The following is a 24,520-nucleotide window of genomic DNA, read 5'->3' as shown; positions in this document are numbered from 1 at the left end:
CATTGCCTCCAGCTTTATTTACCGAATGTTCATTAGGTAAACCCAGATGTGTGGCCGGTGTCAAGGGGTGGGCGTCGCCGGCTGGTGCTTCCGCTTCATCAGCAGGTTGGTGATACGGAGGGTGCAGAGCCGCTGGCCGGCGTCGTTGGTGATCAGGACCTCGTGGGTGGTCAGCGTGCCGCCGAGATGGATGGGTGTGGCGGTGATGGTAATCAGGCCCTCGCGTGCCGAGCGGTGGTGGGTGGCCGAAACGTCCACGCCCACCGCGGTCTTGCCCAGCGTGCTGGCGTGGATAACGGCCGCCCAGGAGCCCACGGCCTCGCCGACGGCCAGGGAGGCCCCTCCGTGGAGCAGCCCGAGCGACTGCCTGTTCCCCTCCACCGGCATCGTGGCCACCACCCGCTCCACCGACTCCTCGACGATCTTCACGCCCATCTTCTCGTCGAGCTCACCCAGGGTGATTTTCCAGAGTTCGTGTTCGGCGAGCTCCGGTGCCAACCCGGGGCTGTGCTTGGATGCTGCGTTCATCGGCTCTCCTTGGTGGGGCGTTGATCTGCAGTGTGCAGGACAGATCATTCATGTACTGTAGTTATATTACCGAACGGACGGTCAGTAAATGATCTGCCCCTGCCGTTTTGTCCCCGTGTTGGAAGGACCCGTCAACGATGACCACCACCGCAACAGCTGAAGCCGCAGTCAATACCGTCGAGACAGTTCCCAGTTTTGTGCAGGATTCGTGGTGGACGCCCGACGCCGATGCGGCAGCTTCCGCTGTCCCCGTGCGGGATGCGAGCACCGGCGAAGTCCTGGCCAGGGTGAGCGCGGACGGCCTGGACCTGGCCGCCGTCGTAGAGTACGGCCGCACCACCGGCCAGGCGGAACTGGGCAAGCTGACGTTCCACCAGCGCGCGCTGAAACTCAAGGAGCTGGCGCAGTACCTGAACGCCCGGCGCGAGCATTTCTACACGTTTTCGACGCAGACCGGTGCCACCAAGATCGACTCGATGATCGACATCGACGGCGGCATCGGCGTCCTCTTCACGTTCGGCTCCAAGGGCCGGCGCGAGCTGCCCAATTCGCAGGTGGTGGTGGACGGTCCCATGGAGGTGCTGTCCAAGGACGGTTCGTTTGTGGCCGAGCACATCTACACGCGCATCCCTGGCGTCGCGGTGCAGATCAACGCGTTCAACTTCCCGGTCTGGGGCATGCTCGAGAAACTCGCGCCCGCCTTCATCGCCGGGGTCCCCACCATCGTCAAGCCCGCCACCCCCACCGGGTATGTGGCCGCGGCCGTGGTGAAGGCCATCATCGAATCCAACATCCTGCCCGCGGGCTCGCTGCAGCTCATTTCAGGCTCGGTCCGCGGCCTCCTGGACGTTTTGGACTACCGCGACCTGGTGGCTTTCACTGGATCCGCCTCCACCGCGCTGTCCCTGAAATCGCATCCCAATGTGGTGCAGGGCGGCGTCCGGTTCACGTCCGAAACGGACTCCCTCAACGCCGCCATCCTGGGTCCGGACGCGGTGGAGGACACCCCGGAGTTCGACGCCTTCGTCAAGTCCGTGGTCACCGAAATCACGGTCAAGGCGGGCCAGAAGTGCACGTCCATCCGCCGCGCCATCGTTCCGCAGGAGCTGGTCCAGGCGGTAATTGCCGCCGTTGGTAAGCGCATCCAGGAGCGCGTTGTCCTCGGTGACCCGCGCGCCGATGGTGTCACCATGGGCGCCCTGGCATCCCTGGAGCAGGTCGCCGACGTCCGCGCCGCAGTGCAGTCCATGCTCGACGCCGGCGGTGAGCTTGCGTACGGAACCCTCGATTCGCCGTCGTCCACCGCTGCGGACGGCACCACCGGCGTAGTGGAGGATGGCGCGTTTATGTCACCGGTCCTGCTGGGCTGGGGCGACGCTGAGGCCGAGGCGCTGCATTCGCTGGAGGCATTCGGCCCGGTGGCCTCCGTGATCGGATACAAGGACCTGCCCGACGCCGTCCGCCTCGCCGCCCGGGGCGGCGGCTCCCTCGTGGCCACAGTGTGCACCAATGATCCTGCCGTAGCCCGCGAACTCGTCACCGGGATCGCCGCCCATCACGGCCGCGTCCTGATGCTTAACCGCGAGGACGCCCGCAGCTCCACCGGCCACGGCTCCCCCGTCCCGCACCTGGTCCACGGCGGCCCCGGGCGGGCCGGCGGCGGCGAGGAACTCGGTGGCATCCGCTCTGTCATGCACCACATGCAGCGCACCGCCATCCAGGGCTCACCCAACATGCTCACCGCAGTCACCGGGGTGTGGCATGCCGGCGCAGACCGCAACCTCACGGTGGACACCGAGGGGACGCACCCGTTCAGGAAATCGCTGGAGACCCTCCGCCTCGGCGACGCCGTCCGTTCCGACCTGCGCCAGGTGACCCTCGAGGACATTACGGCCTTCGCCAACTCCACCGGCGACACCTTCTACGCGCACACCAACCATGAAGCGGCCGAGGCCAACCCCTTCTTCCCGGGCATCGTGGCACACGGCTACCTGCTGCTGGCCTGGGGTGCGGGGCTGTTCGTGGAGCCTGCACCGGGCCCGGTCCTGGCCAATTACGGGCTGGAAAACCTCAGGTTCATTACGCCCGTGGCCGCCGGCGATTCCATCCGGGTAACCCTGACGGCCAAGAAGATCACCCCGCGCGAGACGGACGAGTACGGCGAGGTGGCCTGGGACGCAGTGTTGACCAACCAGAAAGACGAAATCGTGGCCACCTACGACGTGCTCACGCTCGTAGCCAAGCGCTGAAGAAAAGAAGCCCGCGTTACTTGCCCCCATCCCTCATCGGCCAATATACTGAACGAACGGTCGGTAAATAATTGAGTGCCTTTGAAAGGCCTTTGCAAGAGGAGCAACCATGGCAGTGCAGAATCTGCAGTCAGTGCCCGCTGAGCTGTCCCCGGAAGAACTGGAAGCCGCAGCCCAGCGCGACGCAGACGGCCAGGCGAACTTTGACCGCGTGATGGCGGAGGATTCGCGGATCGAGCCGCGGGACTGGATGCCGGCCGACTACCGCAAGAGCCTCCTGCGCCAGATTTCTCAGCACGCGCATTCGGAGATCATCGGGATGCAGCCGGAGGCCAACTGGATTTCCCGGGCACCGAGCCTGAAGCGCAAGGCCATCCTGATGGCCAAGGTCCAGGACGAGGCCGGCCATGGGCTGTACCTTTACTCGGCCGCGGAGACTCTGGGCCAGTCCCGCGACGAGATGATGGACGCGCTGATCGCCGGCAAGGCCCGCTACTCGTCCATCTTCAACTACCCGGCCCGGACGTGGGCGGACATGGGTGCCATCGGCTGGCTGGTGGACGGTGCCGCGATCTGTAACCAGGTGCCGCTGTGCCGCGCCTCCTACGGCCCCTACGGCCGCGCCATGGTCCGCGTCTGCAAGGAAGAGTCCTTCCACCAGCGGCAGGGCTTCGAGATTCTCCTCGAACTGGCTAACGGCACCGCGGAGCAGAAGCAGATGGCCCAGGACGCCGTGAACCGCTGGTACGCCCCGGCGCTGATGATGTTCGGCCCGCCGGATGACGATTCGCCCAACTCCCGCGAGTCCATGGCCTGGAACATCAAGCGCTTCAGCAACGATGAACTCCGCAGCCGCTTCGTGGGCATGATGGTGGAGCAGGTCCGCGTGTTGGGCCTCACCCTCCCGGACAGCGAGATCCGCTTCAACGAGGACACCAAGAAGTGGGAGCACGGCCCGCTGGACTGGAACGAGTTCAAGGAAGTCCTCGCCGGCCGCGGCCCCTGCAACGCCCAGCGCCTTGAGCGCCGGAGGGAAGCGCACGACGACGGCGCATGGGTCCGCGAGTCAGCGGCCGCGTATGCAGCCAAGCAGGTTAACAAGCAGAAGGAATACGCAGCATGAGTCCCCACGGCAACCCGGAAGTCCCGGCCAGCGCAGCCACGGAAATCAACCGCGAGGCGCCCAAGGCGAGTCCGGTCGTTGAGACAGCTTCGGTCCCCACCGACTCCCCAGCGCCTGTCGAAACCAAGCCTGTCGAAACCCAGCCAACCGGGCGCACCGGGTGGGGCTTGTGGGAGGTCTTCGTCAGGTCGAGCCGCGGCCTGAGCCACGTCCACGCCGGTTCCCTGCATGCGCCGGACGCGGCCATGGCCTTGCGCAACGCCCGAGACCTCTACACCCGCCGCAACGAGGGTGTATCCATCTGGGTGGTCCCGGCCGACGCGATTGCCGCCAGCGATCCGGACTCCAAGGGCTCCTTCTTCGAGTCCCCGCAGGGTAAGGACTACCGGCACGCCACGTATTACACCAAGAGCGAAGGGGTGAAGCACCTGTGAGCACCCCCGGAGCAAACACCGAAGCAACAGAGACGCACGGCCACGGTGATATCTCCACCGGTGTGGCAGCCCCAACGGGAAGTGGCGACAGTAACGCCAGCGCCACCCGCATCACCCCTGGCAATGCCCTCCGCCCGGAGGACATTGCCCTCGAGGTCCGCTCCGGCCTCGCCAAACCCACAGAGGATGTGGCCGAGTACGCGCTGCGCCTGGGCGATGACGCCCTGATCCTCGCGCAGCGGCTGGGGCATTGGATCTCCCGGGCCCCCGAGCTGGAAGAGGATGTGGCCCTGGGCAACATCGGCCTCGATCAGCTGGGCCATGCCCGGTCCTTCCTCACCTACGCCGGCGGCGCCCTCGGCGAAAACGGCGGCGCCAAGACCGAGGATGAGCTCGCCTACTTCCGGCGCGAGCACGAGTTCCGCTCCGCCCACCTCTTTGAGCAGCCCAACAGCGACTTCGCGGTGACCATCGCCCGGCAATTCGTGGTGAGCTACTACCAGTTCGAGCTCTACCGCCGCCTGGCCGAATCAAAGGATGCCACGCTGGCGGCCATCGCCGCCAAGGCTGTGAAAGAGGTGGACTACCACCGGGACCACAGCGCCCAGTGGGTGCTGCGCCTGGCCGGCGGCACCGACGAATCCCGCAAGAGGATGATCCACGGCCTGAAGCTCGTCTGGCCCTACGTCGGCGAACTCTTCGAGGACGATGCCCTGGTGACCCGCCTCGCGGAGTCAGGCGCCGCCGTCGCGCCTTCCAGCATCAGGGAGGACTTTGACCGCCTCACCGGGGAAATTTTGGCGGAAGCTGAACTGGAGGTGCCGGACATGCCGGCCGCCCCCGGCGGAGGCCGGCAGGGCAAGCACTCCGAGCACCTGGGCTACATCCTCGCCGAGATGCAGGTGCTGGCCCGCGAGTATCCCGGAGCAAGCTGGTGACTGCCGTGATCACTGAAAAGGTCACCGCGCGGCAGCGGGCCTGGGACATCGCCGCCACAGTGTGCGATCCGGAGATCCCCGTGCTGACCATCGCCGATCTGGGGATCCTCCGCCACGTACGGGTGACGCAGGAACACAACACTGGTGACGCCGTCCGTGTCACCATTACGCCCACGTACTCAGGCTGCCCGGCCATGGACGCCATCCGGGATGACCTGAAAGCCGCGTTCGCAAAGGAAGGCTACGCCAGCGTCGAGGTGGAGCTGGTGCTCGCCCCGGCGTGGACCACCGACTGGATGACGGACGCAGGCAAGGCCAAGCTGCAGGAATACGGCATAGCCGCCCCGAGCGGACGCGCCGCCGCCGGCGGCCGCTCGGGCCCTGTCCGGTTGAGCCTGGCGGTCAAATGCCCGCAGTGCTCCAGCCTGAACACCAAGGAACTCACCCGTTTCGGATCCACCTCCTGCAAGGCGCTGTACGTGTGCAAGGACTGCCTGGAACCGTTCGACTACTTCAAAGTCCTGTAAGGAAGCCCCATGCCTGTTGTCCGCCAGACCGCCGCCGAATCGGCGCTAGCCAGCGGCCGCCGTCGTCCGTCCTTCCATACCCTCGCCGTGGCGGAGGTGCGCCGGCTGACCGAGGACGCCATCGAGGTGATGTTCGGTGTACCCCAAGAGCTCGCCGGCCAGTTCGACTACCTGCCCGGCCAGTACGTGGCCCTGCGCACCAAATTGCCGGATGAGACGGGCGAGCTGCACGAGGTGCGGCGCAGCTACTCCATCTGCGCGGAACCGCGCAGCTTCGCGGACGGCAGCAGCGAGATCCGGGTAGCGGTGAAGAAGGACCTGGGCGGGCTGTTCTCCACGTGGGCCAACGCGGAGCTGAAGGCGGGGGACACCCTGGACGTTATGAGCCCGATGGGCGCGTTTGTGTCCAAGCACGGCCGGGATGGCAAGGCGGTGGAGCAAAACCGTATGAACTCCATGAACCACCCGGAGGAACTTGCGGGGGAAATCGCGTCGACCGGTGAGGCCAGCTTCGTCGCCATTGCCGCGGGCTCGGGCATCACCCCGGTGATCGCCATCGCCCGGACGCTGCTGGCGGCCAACCCGGAGAGCAGGTTCGACCTGATCTACGCCAACAAGGCCGCCATGGACGTGATGTTCCTGGAGGAGCTGGCGGACCTGAAGGACAAGTATCCGCAGCGCCTCGCCATCCACCACGTGCTGTCCCGCGAACAGCGGATCGCGCCGCTGCTCAGCGGCCGGATCGACGCCGAAAAGCTCCGGCAGCTGCTGGGCACCGCCATCCACGCTGATGATGTGGACGAGTGGTTCCTGTGTGGCCCGTTCGAGCTGGTGCAGCTGTGCCGGGACACCCTGGCCGAGCGCGGCGTCAGCCCGGACACCATCCGGTTTGAGCTGTTTACCTCGGGTAAGCCGGACCGTCCGGAGGGCCACGCCGGCCGGCCCGTGATGGTTGACGAGTCCAAGGAGACGTACAAGATCACGTTTAAACTGGACGGCCTGCAGGGCGACGTGGCCAGCCCCACCCACGCCCGCGAGTCCATCCTGAACGCTGCGCTGCGCGTCCGGCCGGATGTGCCGTTCGCGTGCGCCGGGGGAGTGTGCGGCACCTGCCGGGCCAAGGTGGTCACCGGCACCGTGACCATGGACGAGAACTACGCCCTGGAGCAGGATGAACTGGACAAGGGATACGTGCTGACCTGCCAGAGCCACCCCACCAGCAAGGAAGTCACCGTCGACTTCGACGTTTAGATTCCTAACTAAGGAGCCCCATGATCTCCCTCTCCATCGCCAACAACGTCGCCGAAGTGGTCCTGGACGCGCCGCACAAGCTGAATTCGCTGGACGAGCACGCACTCGCGGATTTAGCACAGGCGTACGACGACGCCGCTGCTGCCGCCTCCCGAGGTGAGGTGCGGGCGCTGCTGCTCAGGGGAGAGGGCCGCGCCTTCTGTGCCGGCCGGGACATTCAGAACGTCACCCCGGAAAGTGACGACGCCGAAGCTTATCTGGCCGGGCTGGTGCAGCCGCTGCTGAAGAAGATGAGTGCCTTCCCGGTCCCCACGTTCACCGCGGCCCAGGGTGCGTGCCTCGGCGTCGGACTGGGCCTGCTGCTGGCCACGGACGTCGTGTACGTAGCGGAGAACGCCAAGTTCGGCTCGCCGTTCGCCAAGCTGGGCGCCACCCTGGATTCGGGCGGGCATTGGTACTTCACCGAGCGGCTGGGCATGCACCGGACGCTGGACCTGATCTACACGGCCGAGCTGATATCGGGGGCGGAGGCCGTGGCGCGGGGGATGTTCAGCCGAGCCATGCCGGCGGATGACCTTCTGCCGAGCACACGGGAGATTGTGTCCAACGTGGCCTCGGGTGCCACCGGGGCGTTCAACGCCAGTAAGGAGTTGGTGGCGCACATCCGCGACCAGCGCCTGGGCCTCTGGGACGCCATGGCAGAGGAGAACGCCGAGCAGGCGCGGCTCTGCAAGAGTGATGACTACGCCGAGGGCTTCCGCGCGTTCCAGGAAAAGCGGGCGCCGGTTTTCAACGGAGTGGCCGCGCACTAGCGGGTATGAGCGGTTTAGGCGACGGCCCAAGCGCGAAAAGTTATAGGTGTGTTCCACGACACATCCGTAGTACTATTTTGAAGTAACTGAACGTTCGATCAGTAAATAGCTTCACATCACCCCTTGGCAGCACCGCTGCCCCCAGCCATGGAGTTCCAATGACCGCAACTTCACGCGTCGACTCAGAGATGGGCCCCAGCAGCAAGCACGAGGAACGAAAAGTCCTCGCAGGGACCCTGGTGGGCACCACCATCGAGTGGTATGACTTCTTCATTTTTGCCCAGCTGACGGGGACGCTGTTGTCGCCGCTGTTCCTTGCCCCGCTGAATGACTCCAACCCGGGCCTGGCGCAGATCCTGTCCTTCGCCCTGATCGGCATCAGTTTCCTGTTCCGCCCGCTCGGCGCCATCGTCGCCGGCCACTTGGGTGACCGCCTGGGGCGCAAGGCAATGCTGGTCTTCACGCTCATCATGATGGGTGCCGCCACGGCACTGATCGGCATGCTGCCCACTTACGCACAGATCGGCTTCTGGGCACCGGTCCTGCTGATCCTCCTTCGCATCATCCAAGGCTTCTCAGCCGGGGGTGAATGGGGCGGAGCGGCACTCATGGCCGTGGAGCACGCGCCCAAGAGCAAGCGCGGCCTGTTTGGCGCGTACCCGCAGATCGGTGTTCCGATCGGCATGATTCTCGCCACGGGCCTGCTGTTCGTGCTCAACTCGAACATGTCCAGGGAGGACTTCGCATCCTGGGGCTGGCGGGTGCCGTTCCTGCTGTCCATCGTGCTGATCGCCGTCGGCTACCTCATCCGCCGCGCTGTTGCCGAGAGCCCGGTCTTCAAGGAAATGGCGGCCCGCAAGGAAGAAAGCAAGGCGCCGCTCGGCGTGCTCATTCGGAACCACAAGCTGCCCGTTCTGTACTCGACAATGATCTTCATCGGCAACAACGCTGCCGGTTACCTGTTGATTGCCTTCTTCATCTCCTACGCCACCAGGACGTTGAAGATGCCGGTCCCGGAAATCCTGCTAGCCACCACCCTCGCCTCCTTCGGCTGGCTGATCTTCACGCTCGCCGGCGGCTGGCTCTCAGACCGGATCGGCCGGGTCAAGACGTTCCTGATCGGTTACGCGATCATCTTCGCCTGGATGATCCCCATGTTCGCCCTGATCGACACCAGGAACATCTGGCTCTACGGTGTGGCGCTCTTCGTCCTGACCATCGGCCTCGGCCTTTCCTACGGCCCCATGTCGGCGATGTACGCCGAAATGTTCCCGGCCAATGTCCGCTACTCGGGCATCTCCATCGGGTACGCCTTCGGTGCCATCCTCGGTGGTGCCTTCGCCGCAACCATTGCCGAGACTCTGCTGCAAAGCACCAAATGGACCGGATCCATCGGCATCTACATCATGATCCTGTGCGTCATTTCGGCTGTCGGGGTTTTGCTGGCCAAGGAGACAAAGGGCAACCCGCTCGGCGTCAGAGCCACCACTGAGGCCTTGCCCTCGAATGTCGGGACTCACAGACTCCGGTGATATAGATTTCCTTCTACTGTCTTGAGCGATCCTCACGCCTCTGGCAGAGGGGGCGTTGAATTTCTCTTGACCAAGTTGCCGGATGAGCGTGAACCATGATTCACAGCGTCGCTGGCTGGCATTTCTTGCCGGTTGGGTCCCGGGTTCGCTGGGCTAAAAAGATTGCCGGCGTCTTGATGAAGGGCCAAATGACCGTCTGCGCGGTGTCCAGCAGGCCCAGGGCGAGCGAACCAAGGCTTCTGGATTAGGGCAGACAATGAGCTCGCAGGCGGTGGCACCTTGTAAGTGCTCTTTTTGCGCGTGGTTGAACGCGCGGTTCCAGACAATCAACCTGCAGTCCCCAACAGTGAACCGGGACATGACAGCGGAGCTGGCACGAATCTTTAGGTGGAGGATTTAGATGTCCGAAGCAATGATTATCAGCCGTCCGCCGTTTTTTGACGGAAGTGAACTGGCGTCAAGGAAACAGTTTGATGCTTGGCGGGAAGCCGTGAACACAGCGTTTGTGCCGCTGGACGCCAAGGCGCGGGACGTCGACGAGTTTCGAGGCCGGTTGATCAGCCAGGACCTTGGTGCAATGCAGCTCTGCGAGGTAGCAGGTACTTCACTTCAGGTCAGCCGCACGGCCCGAACCATAGACAGATGTAATGAACAATCGATGAGAATGCGTCAGATGTAGTGACTCTGCGTCAAGTTAGATGCAAGCGGACAGGCGGTAACGCGTTGCCTTTTGAAGCCTCTCCCTCGGCCGGTTTTCGACTGGCCGATAACGGACCTTATGGAAGCTAGAGTCGCAGAGGTGCCACTGTTGCTGAGAAGGCATGGAGTCGACTGTCGTTTGTGACGGCCGTTCTTTGTGTAACGGAACTTTGAAGCTTTGACCGTTGGGGTTCGCCACTGTCAGCATTACTTGGTGCGGCATTACTAGTAGACGCTACTGGAAACTTCGAAGCTGTACTCGTCGTCCATATGAAACAAGCGTCGGTCACCTAGGTCATCCTTGATCCAGATGATCACACCATCCTCGGTCCGGTCCTCGACGATGCCGTGGTGGAGGGGAATGCCGAGACGGCTGAGTGTGAGTATGTCCCCGGGTTGCACGGATGTCCAAAGTGCCTTCCGTCGAGGGCTGGAGTACATAGTAAATTCTCCTTCCACTAAATCCGGCCAGGCCGATGTCGTGTGTTGTTGTTCGCCGGTCTGTGCTCACGACTAGGGCGCCGGCAGCGGGGTTCGTCCGGGGCGGGCCTTTGCCGCATTGGCCCTCCCGGACGATCGGTGAGGCCATAGAACTGTTGTTTGGTTCCGAGCCTGCTCTCGACGAACAACCATTGGGGCTGGCACAGCAAGCGAGTTGAGAGATTAATTCACCCTCGGACAGGTGATCTCGGAGGGAGGGCCTTACTGGGTGGCGGTGAAGATGGTGCGGTGCCAGTCTTTCGCGGCGATGCCGGTGCGGTCGTACATGACGTGCTTTACCACGGTGTATTCGTCCATTGAGTAGGTGGACATGTCCTTGCCGAAGCCGGATTCCTTCATTCCGCCGTGGGGCATTTCGCTGATGATTGGGATGTGGTCGTTGACCCACACGCAGCCAGAGCGGATTTCGCTGGTTGCGCGCAGGGCTCGGTAGATGTCCTTGGTCCAGGCGGAAGCGGCGAGGCCGTATGGCGTGTCATTGGCCAGCCGGATGGCTTCGTTGTCGTCGTCGAAAGGCATGGCGGCGAGGACGGGGCCGAAGACTTCGTCTCGGACGATTTCACTGTCAGCCGGTGCGTCAGCGACGAGCGTGGGGGCGTAGTAGGACCCGGCCGCCAGTTCGCCGCCGGGGATTCCGCCGCCCAGGACTCGGGCGTAGCCGTGGGCCCGGTCCACCATGCCGGCCACCTTGTCGCGGTGGTCCATTGAGATTAGTGGTCCGAGGTCGGTGGCCGGATCCAGGGTGGGGCCGAGCCGGACCTTCGAATAGAGCTCGGCCACCCCGTCCACGAAGTCCTTGTACAGGGACCGGTGAATGATGGCGCGGGTGGCGGCGGTGCAGTCCTGGCCAGTGTTGATCAGGCTGCCGGCGACGGCGCCGTGGATGGCGGCCTCGAGATCGGCGTCATCGAATACGACGAAGGGGGCCTTGCCGCCCAGTTCCAGATGGAGCCTCTTGGCGGTGGTGGCTGCCGCTTCCATGACGAGCCGCCCGACCGCTGTGGACCCGGTGAAGGAGAGCATGTCGACGTCGGGGTGGCGCATCAGTTCGGCACCGGCGGTAGAACCGCGGCCGGTGATGATGTTGATGACGCCGTCCGGAATCCCTGCTTCCTTGGCGGCCTCGGCGAAGAGGATGCTGGTCAGCGGGGTGATTTCTGCGGGCTTGAGAACAATGGTGTTGCCTGCCGCGATGGCGGGCAGGATTTTCCAGGCAGCCATCTGCAGCGGGTAGTTCCACGGCGAAATGGAACCGATGACCCCGATGGCCTCGCGGCGGATGGAGGAGGTGTGGTCCGGGGAGTATTCACCCGTGGCTTTGCCTTCGAGGTTCCGTGCGGCGCCGGCGAAGAAGGAGACGTTGTCGATGGTCCCCGGGACATCAAATTCGCGGGTGAGGCGGATTGGCTTTCCGGCTTGCCGGCTTTCAAGCTGCGCGATTTCCTCAGCGCGGCCTTCCAGAACTGTGGCGAATTTGGTGAGAAGCCCCGAGCGTTCGCCGGGCGTTGCCCTTGACCATGCCGGGAAGGCCTCGCGGGCTGCCAGTACGGCGAGTTTGACGTCGTCGCTTCCTGCGAGGGTCACGGTTGCGACGGTCGAGCCGGTGGATGGATCTATGATGTCTGATTTCTCCCCTGAGACGCTCTCTCGGTGGATGCCGTTGATGAACTGGCTCATAGGTTCCTGCTTTCAGTGGTCGAATCGGGTGAAGCCTTCTGGGGTGCCCATGTCGCCGCGGATGTATCCGGGCTGGAAGCAACCGCCTAAGACGAGCCCGGTGGCGGATCTCAGGATCCGTCCGGGCTCATCTTCGACCTGCGGCTCGATGGCGTCGGGCCACAGCTTGTTGGTCATGATGCCGGGATGACTCCGGCTTCGCGCAGAATGTTGGCGAAGCGGTCGCGCTCTGCCTGGGGAAGCGGCTGGATGGGGAAGCGGGCGGGACCGGCGGGGTGGCCGATGAGTTCGAGGCCGGCCTTGATCCCGGCAACGTAGTTGACGGACTCCAGGAAGTCGCTGATGGCCCACAGGTGCTTCCACTGTTCCCGGGCACGGACCAGATCGCCCTTCTCGGCGAGGGTTTCCCAGAATTCGACGGCGAGTTCAGGCACGACGCTGGCCGTTCCCCACACGGATGCTTCGGCTCCGCTGGCAATTCCGAAGAAGGTCAGGGTGTCCCAGCCGTTGAATGCTTTGATGTTGTCGGTGCGGGAGGCGAGCAGGTCCGCCAAGGCAACCGCGTCATCGGAAGTGTTCTTGATGTAGTCGATGCCTTCGATCTCTCCCAGTTCTGCCAGCTCCGCGGCCGAGAGGCGGATGCCGGTGGCACCGGGGACGTTGTAGTAAACGACAGGGATGGAGATGGCGCCGGCTACGGTGGTCAGAAAGGCCTGCAGGGTTTCGAAGTCCAGCGGATCGTAGAACGGTGGGACGAGCATGATGGCGTCGGCTCCGACCTTCTCTGCGTGCTGCGCCAGGTCTATGGCGCCTTGGGTGGAGAGCGCCCCGATGCCTGCGACGACGGGTACGCGGCCTGCTGAGCTCTGGACGTACAGTTCGATGACGCGGCGGTATTCCTCCGGAGACAAAGTGGTGAACTCGCCCGTAGTGCCGGTGGGCACCAGGCCATGGATGCCTGCGGCAATCAGCCGTTCCGCTTGGCTGCGCAGAGCAGTTTCATCGATTGCTGTTGCGTCGGCAGTGAAGGGGGTGGTGACGGCGGCGAGGATTCCGCGGAGCTCGACTTTGGTGCGTGTGGACATGATGGTTCCTTTCGGGAGGTTTGAGATATTTGGGGCGTCAGGCGACGGGCTGTGGCGCCGGCCGCGGGCCGCCCCTGAAGCGGGCGGCTGTGAACGGAGCAAGGGCGGTGGACTGCTTGCCGCGCAGCACCAGGTCCGTCAGGGCTGCGGCGGTGCCGGGCGCGAGGGTGACGCCGAGCATGCCATGTCCGGTGGAAACGTAGGTGTTGGCCAGCCGGCCGAGGCTCCCGATGATGGGCATGCCGTCCGGGGTCATGGGGCGGATTCCTGCTTTGGCTTCAACCGGCCCGGTGGGTGGTTCCCAGCCGCGGAAGTAGGTCTTGGGTGCCCGGAGGATAGCGTCGACGCGGACCTGGTTGATTTTCTCGTCGAGGCCACCGAATTCCATCGTGCCGGCGAGCCGCAGCCGCTCATCAAACGGGGTGATGGCCACCTTGGCGTCGGAGAGGTTAATGGCACCACGCAGGCCGTAAGGCGCAACTTCCACACTGTAACCCTTGCCCGGCCTGACCGGGAGCGGCTCCCCGAAGAGCCTGGACACTGGACCGGTCCAGGCTCCGGCGGCGACGATGTACTTGTCGCCTTTGAACGTTCTGGCACCGCTGTGGACGGCAGTGACGCTGGAGTCGGACTTGTCGACTAGATCGATAGGGGAGTTCTCCACAATCTCTACGCCCATGTCGCCGAGTCGACGGTGCAGGGAACGGCACAGCGCTCCTGGGTCAACGTGACGTTCCTTCGGGAAATAGATGCCGCCATAGACGTTGTCAGAGAGAAGCGGTTCGTGGCTCCTGACATCGTCACCAACGAGAACCTGCGGGTCGAGATCGAACTTGCGCACCAAATCCAGATTGGCCCGGTGGTGCTCAAGGTTCTCCTTCTGGGTAAACGCCATGAGCAGGCCGTTGTTATGCATCTCGAAGTCGATGCCATCGGCACGGTACTCGTCGAACGTCTCGATGGTGTGCTGGGCCAGCCTGAGATGCGCCTCGTAGCCTGCCCGCTGGTCGCGGGCATTGGATTTGCTCCACATGCCCAGCATGAACTTCACAAAAGAAGGACGCAGCGAAGGGCGGATATAGAGCGGGCTGTCCGGGCGAAGCATCCATTTCATGGACTGCAGGACCACGCCAGGGCCAGGCACGGGGGCTGCTTCGGCGGGAACGATCCATCCCGCATTAACCTCGGAGGCGCCGAGGCCAGTCCCGCGGGCGTCGATCAGGGTAACGGACTCACCTTCCCGGGCCAGATGGTAGGCCGTGGTCAAACCAATGACGCCACCTCCGATTACAACGGTATGCACACTTGGTCCTTTCTGAGCTGTTTTCATCAGGCGGTCAACCCGGCTTAGGGAGCGAATTCAGGCGCACGCGCTCCCTTGTGCCGTGACAGCGAAATACGCCGTTCGTTTTATTGTCAGGCAATTTGCGCTCCGCGTCTACCCCCTAAATTAACCGGGGGTCGGTTTTCGGCAGGGTGCGGCCAGGCGACTACACAGACGGCCACGACGTGTGGCTCGAGTCCCTGGCGGACCCGGATATGCTTCTCAGGCTCCCTGAAATAAAATGTCGGCGGCCGAGCGCTGCGGGCCGTCGGGCGGATCCTGCGCCAAACCGCGCCCAACAGTTGTCCCGAGATGGTTGCTGACGCTAAATCCAATGACACCGATTGCCGTCGACGGAGACGCGACCAGCCAAAGGGCCGGATCTGAGGCTGCTTTCACGATTCCCGTTCTTGACGCGCGGGCGGTCGTGAAGTAGTTCCCTGCGCATGAAAGCAACAACAAAGGCGGGATTCCGTGAAGTGGCCGGCCTGTGTCCTCCCGAGCCCCGTCAGGCGGCCCAATGGACGCCAGCTCCGACAACTCCGTCGGCAGCGGGCACTGAGCCGGTGTCCGCTGTACTAGCCACCGGAAGCTTGTCGCTGGTGGCAACCCAACAGCTGACCAACCGAGCGTATGGCTTTGGCCCGGCTACACCCAGCAAACATCGGCGGAGCGCTGCGGGAATCAGCCGAGCGGGATGACGCGTCCGGTCTGGATACCATCCACGGACTTCACATATGCCTGGCCTGCGTCCTCACTCGAAATGCGGACAAAGCCAGGGAAGTAAGAGTGATAGTCCGTTGCTTCTTCCAAGACTGAGGGACTGACAGCATTTATGCGGATCCCGCGGGGAAGTTCGGCAGCGGCCGCCATTACGAACGATTCAAGGGCGCCGTTGGCTAAGGAGGCTACGACTCCCGTGACGATCGGCTCACGCGCTAGGACACCGGTCGTCAGTGTGAACGAGCCGCCGTCGTTCACGTAAGGTGTGCCCGTTTGGACAAGGTTTACCTGGCCTAGAACCTTGTCGTTGATCCCGGCTCGGAAATCGTCCGGCGACAGGCCCGCGAGAGGTTTGAACGGGACTGCTCCAGTGCACGCTATGACCGCATCAACTCTTCCGATCCGTTCAAACATGCTGGCGATGGAGGCAGTGTCTGAAAGGTCGACCTGGACCTCGCCTGACCGTGAGGCTTCGATGACTTCGTGGTGTTGAGACAAGGCACTGGCTGCTGCCGCGCCTAGTCGTCCGCTGGCTCCGATTACCAGAACTTTCATCCTTGCCGTTCCTCGCTTTGTAGCAGTGCGATCAGACCTAGCGCGCTGTCGATCGTGTGGGTGGCGAATGCTGCTTCAATTGCTTTGATCTCGCCTGTTCTCAACGTTTTGACAAGTTGTTCGTGTACCTCGTGGGCCCTGACGGGATCTGCACGCTTGGCCTGGTCCTGGGCAAGAACAATGGTCAGGTGGGCTTCGGTGGCGGGCCAGAGCCGCAACAACAACGAGTTTTCGGAGGCTGCCCAGAGGCTACGGTGAAAAGCGATATGGGCTTCGTGTTGAACGACAGGGTCCGGGTCGAAAGCGACCTTGTCGTAGGCTTCCCAGCTGGCTTCTACATGCTTCATCCGCCGGCCTGTTGTATCGTCCAGGATCGATGTCACCGCAAGCATGTCTAAGGCCATGCGTGTCCTGGCGATGTCCATGATGGCCCCTGTATCCAGGGTCGCGACCCTTAGGCCGCGGTATGGTTCCTGGACGAGCAGTCCTTCCTGCGCCAGCTGGGTCAGGGCCTCACGGATGGTCGGTCGACTGACGCTCAGCATGGTCGCCAGTTTCACCTCGGTCAGCTTGTCTCCCGGCCGTATCGACCCAGAGACGATGCCCCGGCGGATTTCGTTCATCACGGCGTCACGGCGGGAGATAGATGCAACGGGGGAGAGGCCCCCGACGCCACCAGGCGTGGAAAGAGGGATTCCTATGCTCACAGAGGGCTCATTTCTTGATCGATTCCGCTTCAACCGCAAAGCACTCCTTCGCTGATTGCCAGACGAAGTACATCCATAGACTAGCCGCCCGGACGCCCAAAAAGCCATAGGACAACGTCCCGTGGCTCCCGCGCTTACTGCGTAAGGCCGAACCGAACCGCAGCCCGATTGGTTCGCGTCAGATTTACGAAGCCCGATCGTGCACAGTGTGGCTTGGCCGAAGAAACCTAGAACAACAAATTTTGCCTTACCCCTTGTTGCGTGTGATCAACATCTCTAGTATGAGATGCAGATCATCTGACAATCAGTCGATGCGCATACTAGGAGTCATCTTGAAAAAGCGCCTGATCCCCTCTCTTGCAGCACTTGTACTCACTGCTCTTGCGGCCGCGGGCTGCAGCACCCCGTCCACCCAAGGCAGCGGTGGTGCCGGTGCAGACTTTCCGAAAAGCCCGGTGAAAATCGTGGTGCCCTTCGGTGCGGGCGGCGGCAGTGACGCCGTCGCGCGCCAGATGGCGTCCCAGCTCGAGAAGGAACTGGGCGGCACCTTCATCGTCGACAACAAGCCCGGCGCCGCTGGTGTTCTTGGCACCGACGGTGTGAGCAAGGCAAAGGCTGACGGATACACACTGCTTTCGACGAACAGTTTTGCGTTTACCGCACAGCAGAAGCTGCGCAAAACGAGTTACACCTCGGCGGATTTCAAGCCCATTGCCGAGGAGACTTCCTACGGTCTCGTTCAGGTTGTTCGTGCGGACTCGCCATGGAACTCGGTGAAGGACATGCTTGATGCCGACAAGCTCACGTATGCCCACCCAGGTGTCGGCGGCATGGTTCAGTTGGCGGAGGCTGCGCTTTTTGACGCCGGTGGTACCGACGCTCAGGGTGTTCCGTTCGACGGTTCGGCACCCTCAGTGACAGCTCTGCTGGGCGGACAGGTGGATACCACGGCCGCTGAAGTGGGCGTGGCTCTGCCGTATATCAAGTCAGGCCAGCTGAAGGCCCTGAGCGTTACGACGCCGGAGCGCGTGAAGCAGCTTCCCGACGTGCCGACTGTCGAGGAGGCCGGATACCCCCAGGCCAGCATCACCGCGAGCGAAGTGCTTCTTGCACCAGCCGGGATCCCTGATGATGTAGCCAAGCTCCTTGAGGGTGCCGCTAAGAAGGCTGTGGCCTCAACGGAGTTCACCTCGTTCCTGGAGAACAGCGTGTACAAGGCCGGTGTTACCAGCGGGGCGGAGCTGGACAAGCAGATTGCCGATGCCACCACGACCGTGACGGGCATGATTGAGCGTCTCAATATCAAGATCGAGGGCTGAGGGTGCATCCTGAAACCCTGAGCGGTCTATTCGCAGACGCCGCCAGGGGTGTTAAGGAGGATGTTGTGGATGAAAGCCAAAGTTCCGCACCTGCCCGGCGCAAGGGAACCTTCATAGCGAAGCACGCGGTGACACTGGGGATCATGGCCGTTGCTGGTGCTGTCCTGGTCATTTCCCTTGGATATAACCTGGGTAGCCTTGTGCAGCCGGGAAGTGGCCTCTGGCCGGCAACGCTGGCTGTCGTTGTGATGATTCTCTGCGTCGTCCTTATCTTGGTCCCGGGTCTCGATGCTGAGATGGAAAGCCATGAAGCGGTGACAACATGGCAGCAGTGGCGAACCCTGGCCTTTGCGGTCATCCCTTTGCTGCTCTTTGCTCCGCTGATGGTAATGGCTGGCACTTCTGTTGCGGCTGCGCTGCTGGCCTTTTACTGGTTGAAGGTTCTCCACAGGTGCTCTATTCGCTACTCTCTGATCTGGGCAGCTATTTTTACTGTTGCCGTTAACCTCATATTCATCCTGGGTCTGGGCATAGATCTGCCGGCCGGTTTGGTATTCGGAGGTGTGGCGTGATCGATGGACTCTTGGGTGGGTTCGCTGTTGCGTTCACTCCCGTGAATCTGCTCTTCGTCCTGATCGGCGTCATCATCGGGATGCTGATCGGCGTACTACCGGGATTAGGGCCGGGACCCACGGTCGCACTTCTTTTGCCGCTCACGTTTTCGCTGGAACCCTCAACGGCAATCATTATGCTGGCGGGGGTTTACTACGGCGCCATGTACGGCGGCACCATCACTGCAGTGCTTCTCAAACTGCCAGGCGAATCGGCCTCCGTGGTGACAACCTTTGATGGGTACCAAATGGCCCGTCAGGGGAGGGCTGGCGCAGCGCTTGGTATCGCAGCGATCGGCTCCTTCATCGGCGGACTTGTGGCCACCTGCGCCCTTGTCCTCATCGCACCGCTTCTTGCCGAATTCGGCCTCAAGATCGGTCCGCCCGAGTATGCCGTAATCGCCGTGGGGGGCCTCCTTATGGTCAGCGCGATGACCCAGGGCCCGCTCATCAAGGGTGTAATTTCAGCGGGCATTGGACTGCTCGCGGCCACCGTGGGCCTTGACCCCGTCGACGCCGTCCCCAGGTTCGACTTCGGCGTCACCCAGCTGTACGACGGACTGAATCTCGTCGTCGTCATCATCGGCGTTTACGGCATCAGCGAGATGCTGCACGGCCTCATCACAAAGAACCCGACGGCCGCGACAGAGCGCGTCGGGAAGGTCATGCCCACCCGAGACGACTTCCGCCGCTCTGCCGGACCCATCGCCAGGGGCAGCGTCCTCGGCAGCATCCTGGGAACCATCCCGGGCGGCGGCGGGGACCTGCCCGCGGTGACCTCATATGCGCTCGAGCGCCGCCTGTCCAAGGAACCACGCCGCTTCGGCCGGGGGGCCATCGAAGGCGTCGCCGGCCCCGAAACTGCAAACAACGCCGGAGCGGTGGCAACCTTCATTCCCCTCCTGACCCTGGGGTTGCCTCCCAACCCCATCTTGGCTGTCATCTTTGGTGCCCTGTTGATCCAGGGCATCACGCCGGGACCCGCGCTTGTCTCGGAGCACCCGGAAATCTTCTGGGGCGTCATAGCCTCGATGTTCATTGGCAACGTCGTCCTGCTGATCCTCAATCTCCCCCTCGTACGCGTCTGGGTGAAGGTTGCCAAGGTCCCGGCCTCGCTGATGAGCACCGGCACGATGCTGGTACTGCTGGTGGGTGCCTTCTCGGCAGCCAACGATGTGTTCAATATCTGGATCGCAATCGCTGCCGGCATCATCGGGTTCCTGCTGCGGCAGGCCGGATTCGAAGCAGGCCCTCTGGTGCTCGGTTTCGTCTTCGGAACTATTCTGGAGCCCGCCGTGCGTCAGTCACTCCTGCTCTCCCGCGGCGACCTCTCAGTGTTCGTGACACGTCCCATTTCAGGAACAATTTGTGCGCTCATGGCTCTTGGGTTCGCGTACTGGGGATTCCGCATCTTGCGCCGACGCCGCGCAACGTCGCAGCGACGCAAAGACGCCGAACTCAGCACAACAAGGGGAGGTGACTCCTGATGCGGATAAACAGTCATGCGACGGAGGCAACCCAGGCAGTCCTCGCCGCGGTTGACCCAACGGACACCCCCGTGCTGGGCATCATCGAGCTTGACTCGAGCTATCCCAAGGCCGAAGGTAACATGGCAAATCCTTCCACCTTCGACTTCCCCGTGCGCTACGCCACTGCCCGGATAAAACCTGGATGGTGGCTTGACGTCGGCGGCCCCGACGACAATACGCTTCAGGCGTTTCTGGCAGCGGGGCGGGAACTACAGGACCAAGGTGTGGCTGCCATCACCACGACATGCGGGCTCTTCGCAATTTTTCAGGAAGAAGCGACCGCAGAGCTGGATGTGCCGGTGTTTACATCTCCCCTTATGCTCATCCCGATGGTCGCCGCGATGATTGGGCCCCGCCGCCGTGTGGGGGTGGTTACTGCAGCCGGGGAAAGGATTTTTGAGCACGGTTTCCTCGCGCGCTCAGGCGTCAGCGACACGACGCGAATTGCAGTCGCAGCCGTCGACGCCTGCCCTGAATTCCTCGACGTTATTCGGACCCAGCAGAAGCCGGCCCTCGACTCGCGGGCATTCGAGGATCAACTGCTCGGCGAAGTCAATTCCATGCTCAGAGAGCACCCGGACATCGGCGCCTTAGTCCTCGAATGCTCCGATATCCCGCCCTACGCCCGGCGCCTTGCCAAAGAAACGGGCCTCCCTGTCTTCGACTTCACTGCCATGGCCGCCATGGTGCACCGGGCTTGCCTGCCGCCGGCCTTTCGACCCCATCTACCTGAGGAGCAACATGACCACTAGACCGAACGTCCTGATCCTGATGGCGGACCAAATGACGTCCGCGAGCATTGATCTAATCGCCCAAGGTGTGATCGTGGCGCCAAACCTGGCAGGTTTGATCGAACGGTCCGTGAGCTTCTCCGAGGCATATTGCGCGTACCCTTTGTGCTCTCCATCGAGAGCGTCGCTCATGAGTGGCCGGCTGCCGAGCAACATCGGGGCCTACGACAACGGTGCGGAGTTTCCGGCCGCGGTCCCGACCATCGCGCATTACCTACGCAACGCCGGCTATGACACCAAACTCGTCGGTAAGATGCACTTCCTGGGCCCCGACCAATTGCATGGGTTCGAAAACCGTCTCACCCCCGAGCTGTATCCATGCGACTTTTCCTGGACGCCCCGCTGGGACCGGGAAGCTCCGCGCTACGCCTACGAAACAGGTGCTGGAAATTCCGACGTCGGCACTGTCTTGGACTCGGGAGCCGCAGTCTGGACGATGCAGATGGAGCATGATGAAGAAGTAGCTCTGTTGGCACGCCAGCAAATTCTTAATGCTGCCCGTTCCCGGGAGGGGAGGCCGTGGATGATGACAACTTCCTTCACCTCACCTCATGACCCCTTTGTCATCTCGCAGGAATACCTCGATCTTTACCACGAGGCCCAGATCCCGATGCCAACGGTTCCGGCACTCAAATTCGATGACCTGGACGAACACAGCAAGCTCGTCTACCAGGTCAACGGCATGGGCAAGTACACCATCCAAGAGGAGGAGACCCGCCGGGCCCGCCATGCCTACTTCGCCATGATCAGTTATGTCGATGCCCAGATCGGCAAAGTGCTCCAGGCAGTGGAGGAGACCGGGGAGACGGAAAACACCGTCGTGGTCTTCACCTCGGATCACGGCGAGATGCTGGGCGAACGCGGGATGTGGTTCAAGAAGACGTTCTTTGAGCCCTCGGTGCGCGTACCACTTTTGTTCTCCCATCCCGGACGCATCCAGCCACGCGCCACCACGGGGCCTGTTTCCTTGGTGGACGTACTCCCCACCCTGCTTGATCTGACCGGCGCCGACGGTGAAAGCCGCAGCGCCTTGGACGGGTCCTCACTCGCACCGGGCCTGCTCGACCCCACGCAGGCTGCCATCTCGACCATTGCATTTGTCGAAGGACACGACAACGCCACCGTCGCGCCCCGGTTCATGGTCCGGGACGGGGACCACAAACTCGTCTACTGCGAGGCATACCCCACGATGCTGTTCAACCTTCGCAATGATCCCCTCGAGCTCGAGAACCTCGCAGGGCAGATAGCGCACAGCGAGATCGAGAACCACCTTCGGAACCTGATCTTCGAACGCTTCGATGTCAAAGGTTTGCGGGAGAAGATCATCGCCAGCCAGAACGACCGCCGACTTGTCACCCAAGCCCTTTCCCTAGGAATAACGCAGAATTGGAAGGTGGGTTCGACTATCGACGCCTCCTCGCGTTTCGTGCTCACGGGCGATGCATTCCCCGATGTCGAGCGACGCGGATACGTCACTAGGGAAGCCGGCAAACCATCACACTCCCACTCCGCCTCCTAAATCCCTAACACCGGCGTTCCCTGGGGCGTGAGACGAACAGCATCGGCCCACGCCCGAGGGAAGCAGTAGGCCCGTCCTCATGCTGCGCAGGGTCTTCGCGTGGCCTGATGTCCAGAGGACAACCTGCCCATTAACCCAACAAGCTGAAGCAAGGAATCAAGTGAAGTCCGCTGGCCTTTCAAATCAAGGGAATGGCATGCCCTGCTGTACGCCCTCGCGCAAGCCCTTGTCAGCAGGTTCCGGAGGCTCAGACAGCCTGAATGCTCTACCTCGTCGAGGCTCCTCTCTGCATGATGATGTCCAGTTGGCGGGTGGCCTATTCGAGATGGGTGACGCCTTCGGCGAGGGTTACCCCTCCGACGGCGAAATACCGGTACATGAAGTGCAACTAAACCCGTTTGAGATCGATTCAACGCCGGTCACAAATATCATGTTTACGGAATTCATCAAGGGCACTGGCTATGTGACAGAGGCCGAACATTACGGTTCCTCCGCCGTTTTTCATCTGCTATCCACGGCAACCGGGGCCGATGTCCTCGGCACCGCTGCCGGTGCTCCCTGGTGGCTGAATATCCGCGGCGCGAACTGGGCACACCCGACCGGCCCACGTTCCCGCTGGGAGGACGTCGCCACGCACCCGGTCGTGCATGTGTCACACAATGACGCCTTGGCATACTGCCGCTGGGCCGGCCGCCGGTTGCCGACCGAGGCAGAGTGGGAGTATGCGGCCCGGGGCGGTCTTCCGGGAATGCGGTATGCCTGGGGAAACGACCTCACGCCCAGCGATGAACACCGCTGCAACATCTGGCAGGGGTCTTTCCCGAAGACCAATACCCGCGCCGACGGTTATCTGGGCACGGCCCCAACAAAGTCATTTCAGCCGAACGGCTACGGGCTGTACGAGATGGCTGGAAACGTTTGGGAATGGTGCAATGACTGGTTCCTTCCCAAGTATTACCGCAATTCACCCAGAGACGACCCTCCAGGACCGACCATCGGTGCCGGCAGGGTGATGCGCGGCGGTTCGTACCTGTGCCATGACTCGTACTGCAACCGCTACCGGGTCGCCGCACGCACCTCCAACACCCCCGAATCCTCCAGCGGCAACTGCGGTTTTAGGACCGTCCATCTCTCCGCCGTTAGGAACGCCACTATCCAGGCCTCCGGTGAAACAGCGTGAGCAAGCCTGACGGTCAGGGCCCGCCGGCACGAGGCCGAATGGCGGAGTGGTTGCTGCCAGAGGGGACCGAACCCGACCCGCGCTTCACCTTGGCCAACGAGCGGACTTTCCTGGCCTGGGTTCGCACTTCGTTGGCACTCTTGGCGGGCGGCATCGCCATCGAGGCGTTCACCTCGGATCTCTTCCTTGAGCCGGTGCGCAAGGGACTTGCGGTGATTCTGCTCCTGCTCGGGATGCTGCTCAGCGCTGGTGCCGCCGTGCGCTGGGTCCGCGTGGAGCGAAGCATGCGCAACAAGGCGCCGCTGCCGATACCTTTGATTGTGCCGTTGCTTGCCGGGGCAGGTGCGTTGGTCGCGGCCGTCGTCGTGGTCTTTGTTCTCTGGCGCTGAACATGTCTTCTACCGGTGGGCCGGACTGCATGCACGGGGACCCGGGCTTGCAGCCTGAACGGACCACTCTTGCCTGGGGTCGAACGATGATGGCACTCGTGACAGCCAGCGCAATCTTCTTGCGATGGCTGCCGCGGTACGGCTTGCTCATTTTGGTGCTGATTGTTGTGTCCTTCGGCGCGGCCGTGGCCATTTACCTCACGCAGAAGAGGCGCTATAGAACTGCCTCTGAAGGAATTGAGCGGGAGAAGGTCGAGGCGGATGTCAACGCGGTGCTGTGGACGGCATTGGCGGGGGTTGCCTTGGGCGCACTGGGGCTCCTCATTGTGGCCAGCGAATGACGGAAAGGTAGGCCTTGCCCGAAGCACGTGGCGGCACCGGATTCCTCTGAACGAAACAACTTCCCCGTTTCGCCCGATTGAGTCAGAGCGCGCCTTGAACAGCAATCTTCCCTGGGTGTCGGGTAGCGCTGTCCTCAATTGACGCAGCGACCCAAATCGTGGGTTGCCCTTTGATT

The 24,520-nt window shown here is 62.6% G+C and carries 24 protein-coding genes; 17 read left to right on the top strand and 7 right to left on the bottom strand.

The window, feature by feature from the left end; translation table 11 throughout:
- Nucleotides 1-60: 60 nt before the first annotated feature.
- Nucleotides 61-528: a PaaI family thioesterase gene (locus tag NG698_RS13405; protein WP_252610329.1), complete on the bottom strand. Its 468-nt coding sequence runs from the start codon at nt 526-528 to the stop codon at nt 61-63.
- Nucleotides 529-665: 137 nt separating this feature from the next.
- Here NG698_RS13405 and paaZ point away from each other — a divergent pair, with 137 nt between their 5' ends.
- From paaZ to NG698_RS13360, 9 genes are all read left to right on the top strand, one after another.
- Nucleotides 666-2,777, top strand: coding sequence for a phenylacetic acid degradation bifunctional protein PaaZ (gene paaZ / locus NG698_RS13400; protein ID WP_252610327.1), 2,112 nt, complete (start codon nt 666-668; stop codon nt 2,775-2,777).
- 109 nt (nt 2,778-2,886) lie between these two features.
- A complete protein-coding gene (gene paaA / locus NG698_RS13395) occupies nt 2,887-3,900 on the top strand; it encodes a 1,2-phenylacetyl-CoA epoxidase subunit PaaA (RefSeq protein WP_252610325.1) in 1,014 nt (337 codons plus the stop codon).
- A complete protein-coding gene (paaB, locus tag NG698_RS13390) occupies nt 3,897-4,334 on the top strand; it encodes a 1,2-phenylacetyl-CoA epoxidase subunit PaaB (protein ID WP_252610323.1) in 438 nt (145 codons plus the stop codon). The genes paaA and paaB overlap by 4 nt, the downstream gene beginning before the upstream one ends.
- Nucleotides 4,331-5,272, top strand: coding sequence for a 1,2-phenylacetyl-CoA epoxidase subunit PaaC (gene paaC / locus NG698_RS13385; protein WP_252610321.1), 942 nt, complete (start codon nt 4,331-4,333; stop codon nt 5,270-5,272). Before paaB ends, paaC begins: the two co-directional genes overlap by 4 nt.
- The gene (gene paaD, locus NG698_RS13380; RefSeq protein WP_252610319.1) at nt 5,269-5,799 is read left to right on the top strand and encodes a 1,2-phenylacetyl-CoA epoxidase subunit PaaD; all 531 of its coding nucleotides are present in this window, start codon (nt 5,269-5,271) and stop codon (nt 5,797-5,799) included. The genes paaC and paaD overlap by 4 nt, the downstream gene beginning before the upstream one ends.
- 9 nt (nt 5,800-5,808) lie before the next feature.
- Nucleotides 5,809-7,050, top strand: a complete 1,242-nt coding sequence (paaE, locus tag NG698_RS13375) for a 1,2-phenylacetyl-CoA epoxidase subunit PaaE (RefSeq protein WP_252610317.1) — start codon at nt 5,809-5,811, stop codon at nt 7,048-7,050.
- Between the two features lie 20 nt (nt 7,051-7,070).
- Entirely contained in the window at nt 7,071-7,862 is a 792-nt protein-coding gene (locus NG698_RS13370; RefSeq protein ID WP_252610309.1) for an enoyl-CoA hydratase/isomerase family protein, read from the top strand.
- A 158-nt stretch (nt 7,863-8,020) separates the two neighbouring features.
- Complete coding sequence (locus NG698_RS13365) at nt 8,021-9,394, top strand: MFS transporter (protein WP_252610307.1); 1,374 nt, start codon at nt 8,021-8,023, stop codon at nt 9,392-9,394.
- A gap of 400 nt (nt 9,395-9,794) precedes the next feature.
- Nucleotides 9,795-10,073 (top strand): cupin domain-containing protein, encoded by a 279-nt coding sequence (locus NG698_RS13360; protein ID WP_252610305.1) that lies wholly within the window; start codon nt 9,795-9,797, stop codon nt 10,071-10,073.
- A 722-nt stretch (nt 10,074-10,795) separates the two neighbouring features.
- On the opposite strand, the gene NG698_RS13355 is transcribed toward NG698_RS13360, so the two are convergent.
- From NG698_RS13355 to NG698_RS13330, 6 genes are all read right to left on the bottom strand, one after another.
- Nucleotides 10,796-12,271 carry a gamma-aminobutyraldehyde dehydrogenase gene (locus NG698_RS13355; protein WP_252610303.1) on the bottom strand — a complete coding sequence of 492 codons (1,476 nt, stop codon included), beginning with the start codon at nt 12,269-12,271 and terminating at the stop codon, nt 10,796-10,798.
- Nucleotides 12,272-12,283: 12 nt separating this feature from the next.
- Nucleotides 12,284-12,448 (bottom strand): hypothetical protein, encoded by a 165-nt coding sequence (locus NG698_RS13350; RefSeq protein ID WP_252610301.1) that lies wholly within the window; start codon nt 12,446-12,448, stop codon nt 12,284-12,286.
- Entirely contained in the window at nt 12,445-13,356 is a 912-nt protein-coding gene (locus NG698_RS13345) for a dihydrodipicolinate synthase family protein (protein ID WP_252610299.1), read from the bottom strand. The genes NG698_RS13350 and NG698_RS13345 overlap by 4 nt, the downstream gene beginning before the upstream one ends.
- Nucleotides 13,357-13,393: 37 nt before the next feature.
- Nucleotides 13,394-14,659: an NAD(P)/FAD-dependent oxidoreductase gene (locus NG698_RS13340; protein WP_252610297.1), complete on the bottom strand. Its 1,266-nt coding sequence runs from the start codon at nt 14,657-14,659 to the stop codon at nt 13,394-13,396.
- A 705-nt stretch (nt 14,660-15,364) separates the two neighbouring features.
- Complete coding sequence (locus tag NG698_RS13335) at nt 15,365-15,958, bottom strand: short chain dehydrogenase (RefSeq protein ID WP_252610295.1); 594 nt, start codon at nt 15,956-15,958, stop codon at nt 15,365-15,367.
- The gene (locus NG698_RS13330) at nt 15,955-16,665 is read right to left on the bottom strand and encodes a GntR family transcriptional regulator (RefSeq protein ID WP_252610293.1); all 711 of its coding nucleotides are present in this window, start codon (nt 16,663-16,665) and stop codon (nt 15,955-15,957) included. Before NG698_RS13330 ends, NG698_RS13335 begins: the two co-directional genes overlap by 4 nt.
- Nucleotides 16,666-16,997: 332 nt before the next feature.
- On the opposite strand from NG698_RS13330, the gene NG698_RS13325 reads away from it, so the two are divergent.
- From NG698_RS13325 to NG698_RS13290, 8 genes are all read left to right on the top strand, one after another.
- On the top strand, nt 16,998-17,984 hold the full coding sequence (locus tag NG698_RS13325) for a tripartite tricarboxylate transporter substrate binding protein (protein ID WP_252610291.1): 987 nt from the start codon (nt 16,998-17,000) through the stop codon (nt 17,982-17,984).
- A gap of 65 nt (nt 17,985-18,049) precedes the next feature.
- Entirely contained in the window at nt 18,050-18,556 is a 507-nt protein-coding gene (locus tag NG698_RS13320; RefSeq protein ID WP_252610289.1) for a tripartite tricarboxylate transporter TctB family protein, read from the top strand.
- A complete protein-coding gene (locus NG698_RS13315) occupies nt 18,553-20,082 on the top strand; it encodes a tripartite tricarboxylate transporter permease (protein ID WP_252610287.1) in 1,530 nt (509 codons plus the stop codon). The genes NG698_RS13320 and NG698_RS13315 overlap by 4 nt, the downstream gene beginning before the upstream one ends.
- Nucleotides 20,083-20,153: 71 nt before the next feature.
- Nucleotides 20,154-20,876: an aspartate/glutamate racemase family protein gene (locus tag NG698_RS13310; protein WP_252610285.1), complete on the top strand. Its 723-nt coding sequence runs from the start codon at nt 20,154-20,156 to the stop codon at nt 20,874-20,876.
- Complete coding sequence (gene betC, locus NG698_RS13305) at nt 20,866-22,434, top strand: choline-sulfatase (RefSeq protein WP_252610283.1); 1,569 nt, start codon at nt 20,866-20,868, stop codon at nt 22,432-22,434. Before NG698_RS13310 ends, betC begins: the two co-directional genes overlap by 11 nt.
- Before the next feature lie 196 nt (nt 22,435-22,630).
- A complete protein-coding gene (locus tag NG698_RS13300) occupies nt 22,631-23,614 on the top strand; it encodes a formylglycine-generating enzyme family protein (protein ID WP_252610523.1) in 984 nt (327 codons plus the stop codon).
- A 38-nt stretch (nt 23,615-23,652) separates the two neighbouring features.
- Nucleotides 23,653-24,003, top strand: a complete 351-nt coding sequence (locus NG698_RS13295; RefSeq protein ID WP_252610281.1) for a YidH family protein — start codon at nt 23,653-23,655, stop codon at nt 24,001-24,003.
- Nucleotides 24,004-24,005: 2 nt separating this feature from the next.
- Nucleotides 24,006-24,344: a DUF202 domain-containing protein gene (locus NG698_RS13290; RefSeq protein ID WP_308293040.1), complete on the top strand. Its 339-nt coding sequence runs from the start codon at nt 24,006-24,008 to the stop codon at nt 24,342-24,344.
- The last annotated feature ends 176 nt before the right edge of the window (nt 24,345-24,520 follow it).

Source organism: Pseudarthrobacter raffinosi (assembly GCF_023913735.1).
Classification (GTDB): Bacteria; Actinomycetota; Actinomycetes; order Actinomycetales; family Micrococcaceae; genus Arthrobacter; species Arthrobacter raffinosi.
The sequence above is the reverse complement of the archived record's forward strand: the minus strand, read 5'-3'. Positions and strand labels throughout refer to the sequence as shown.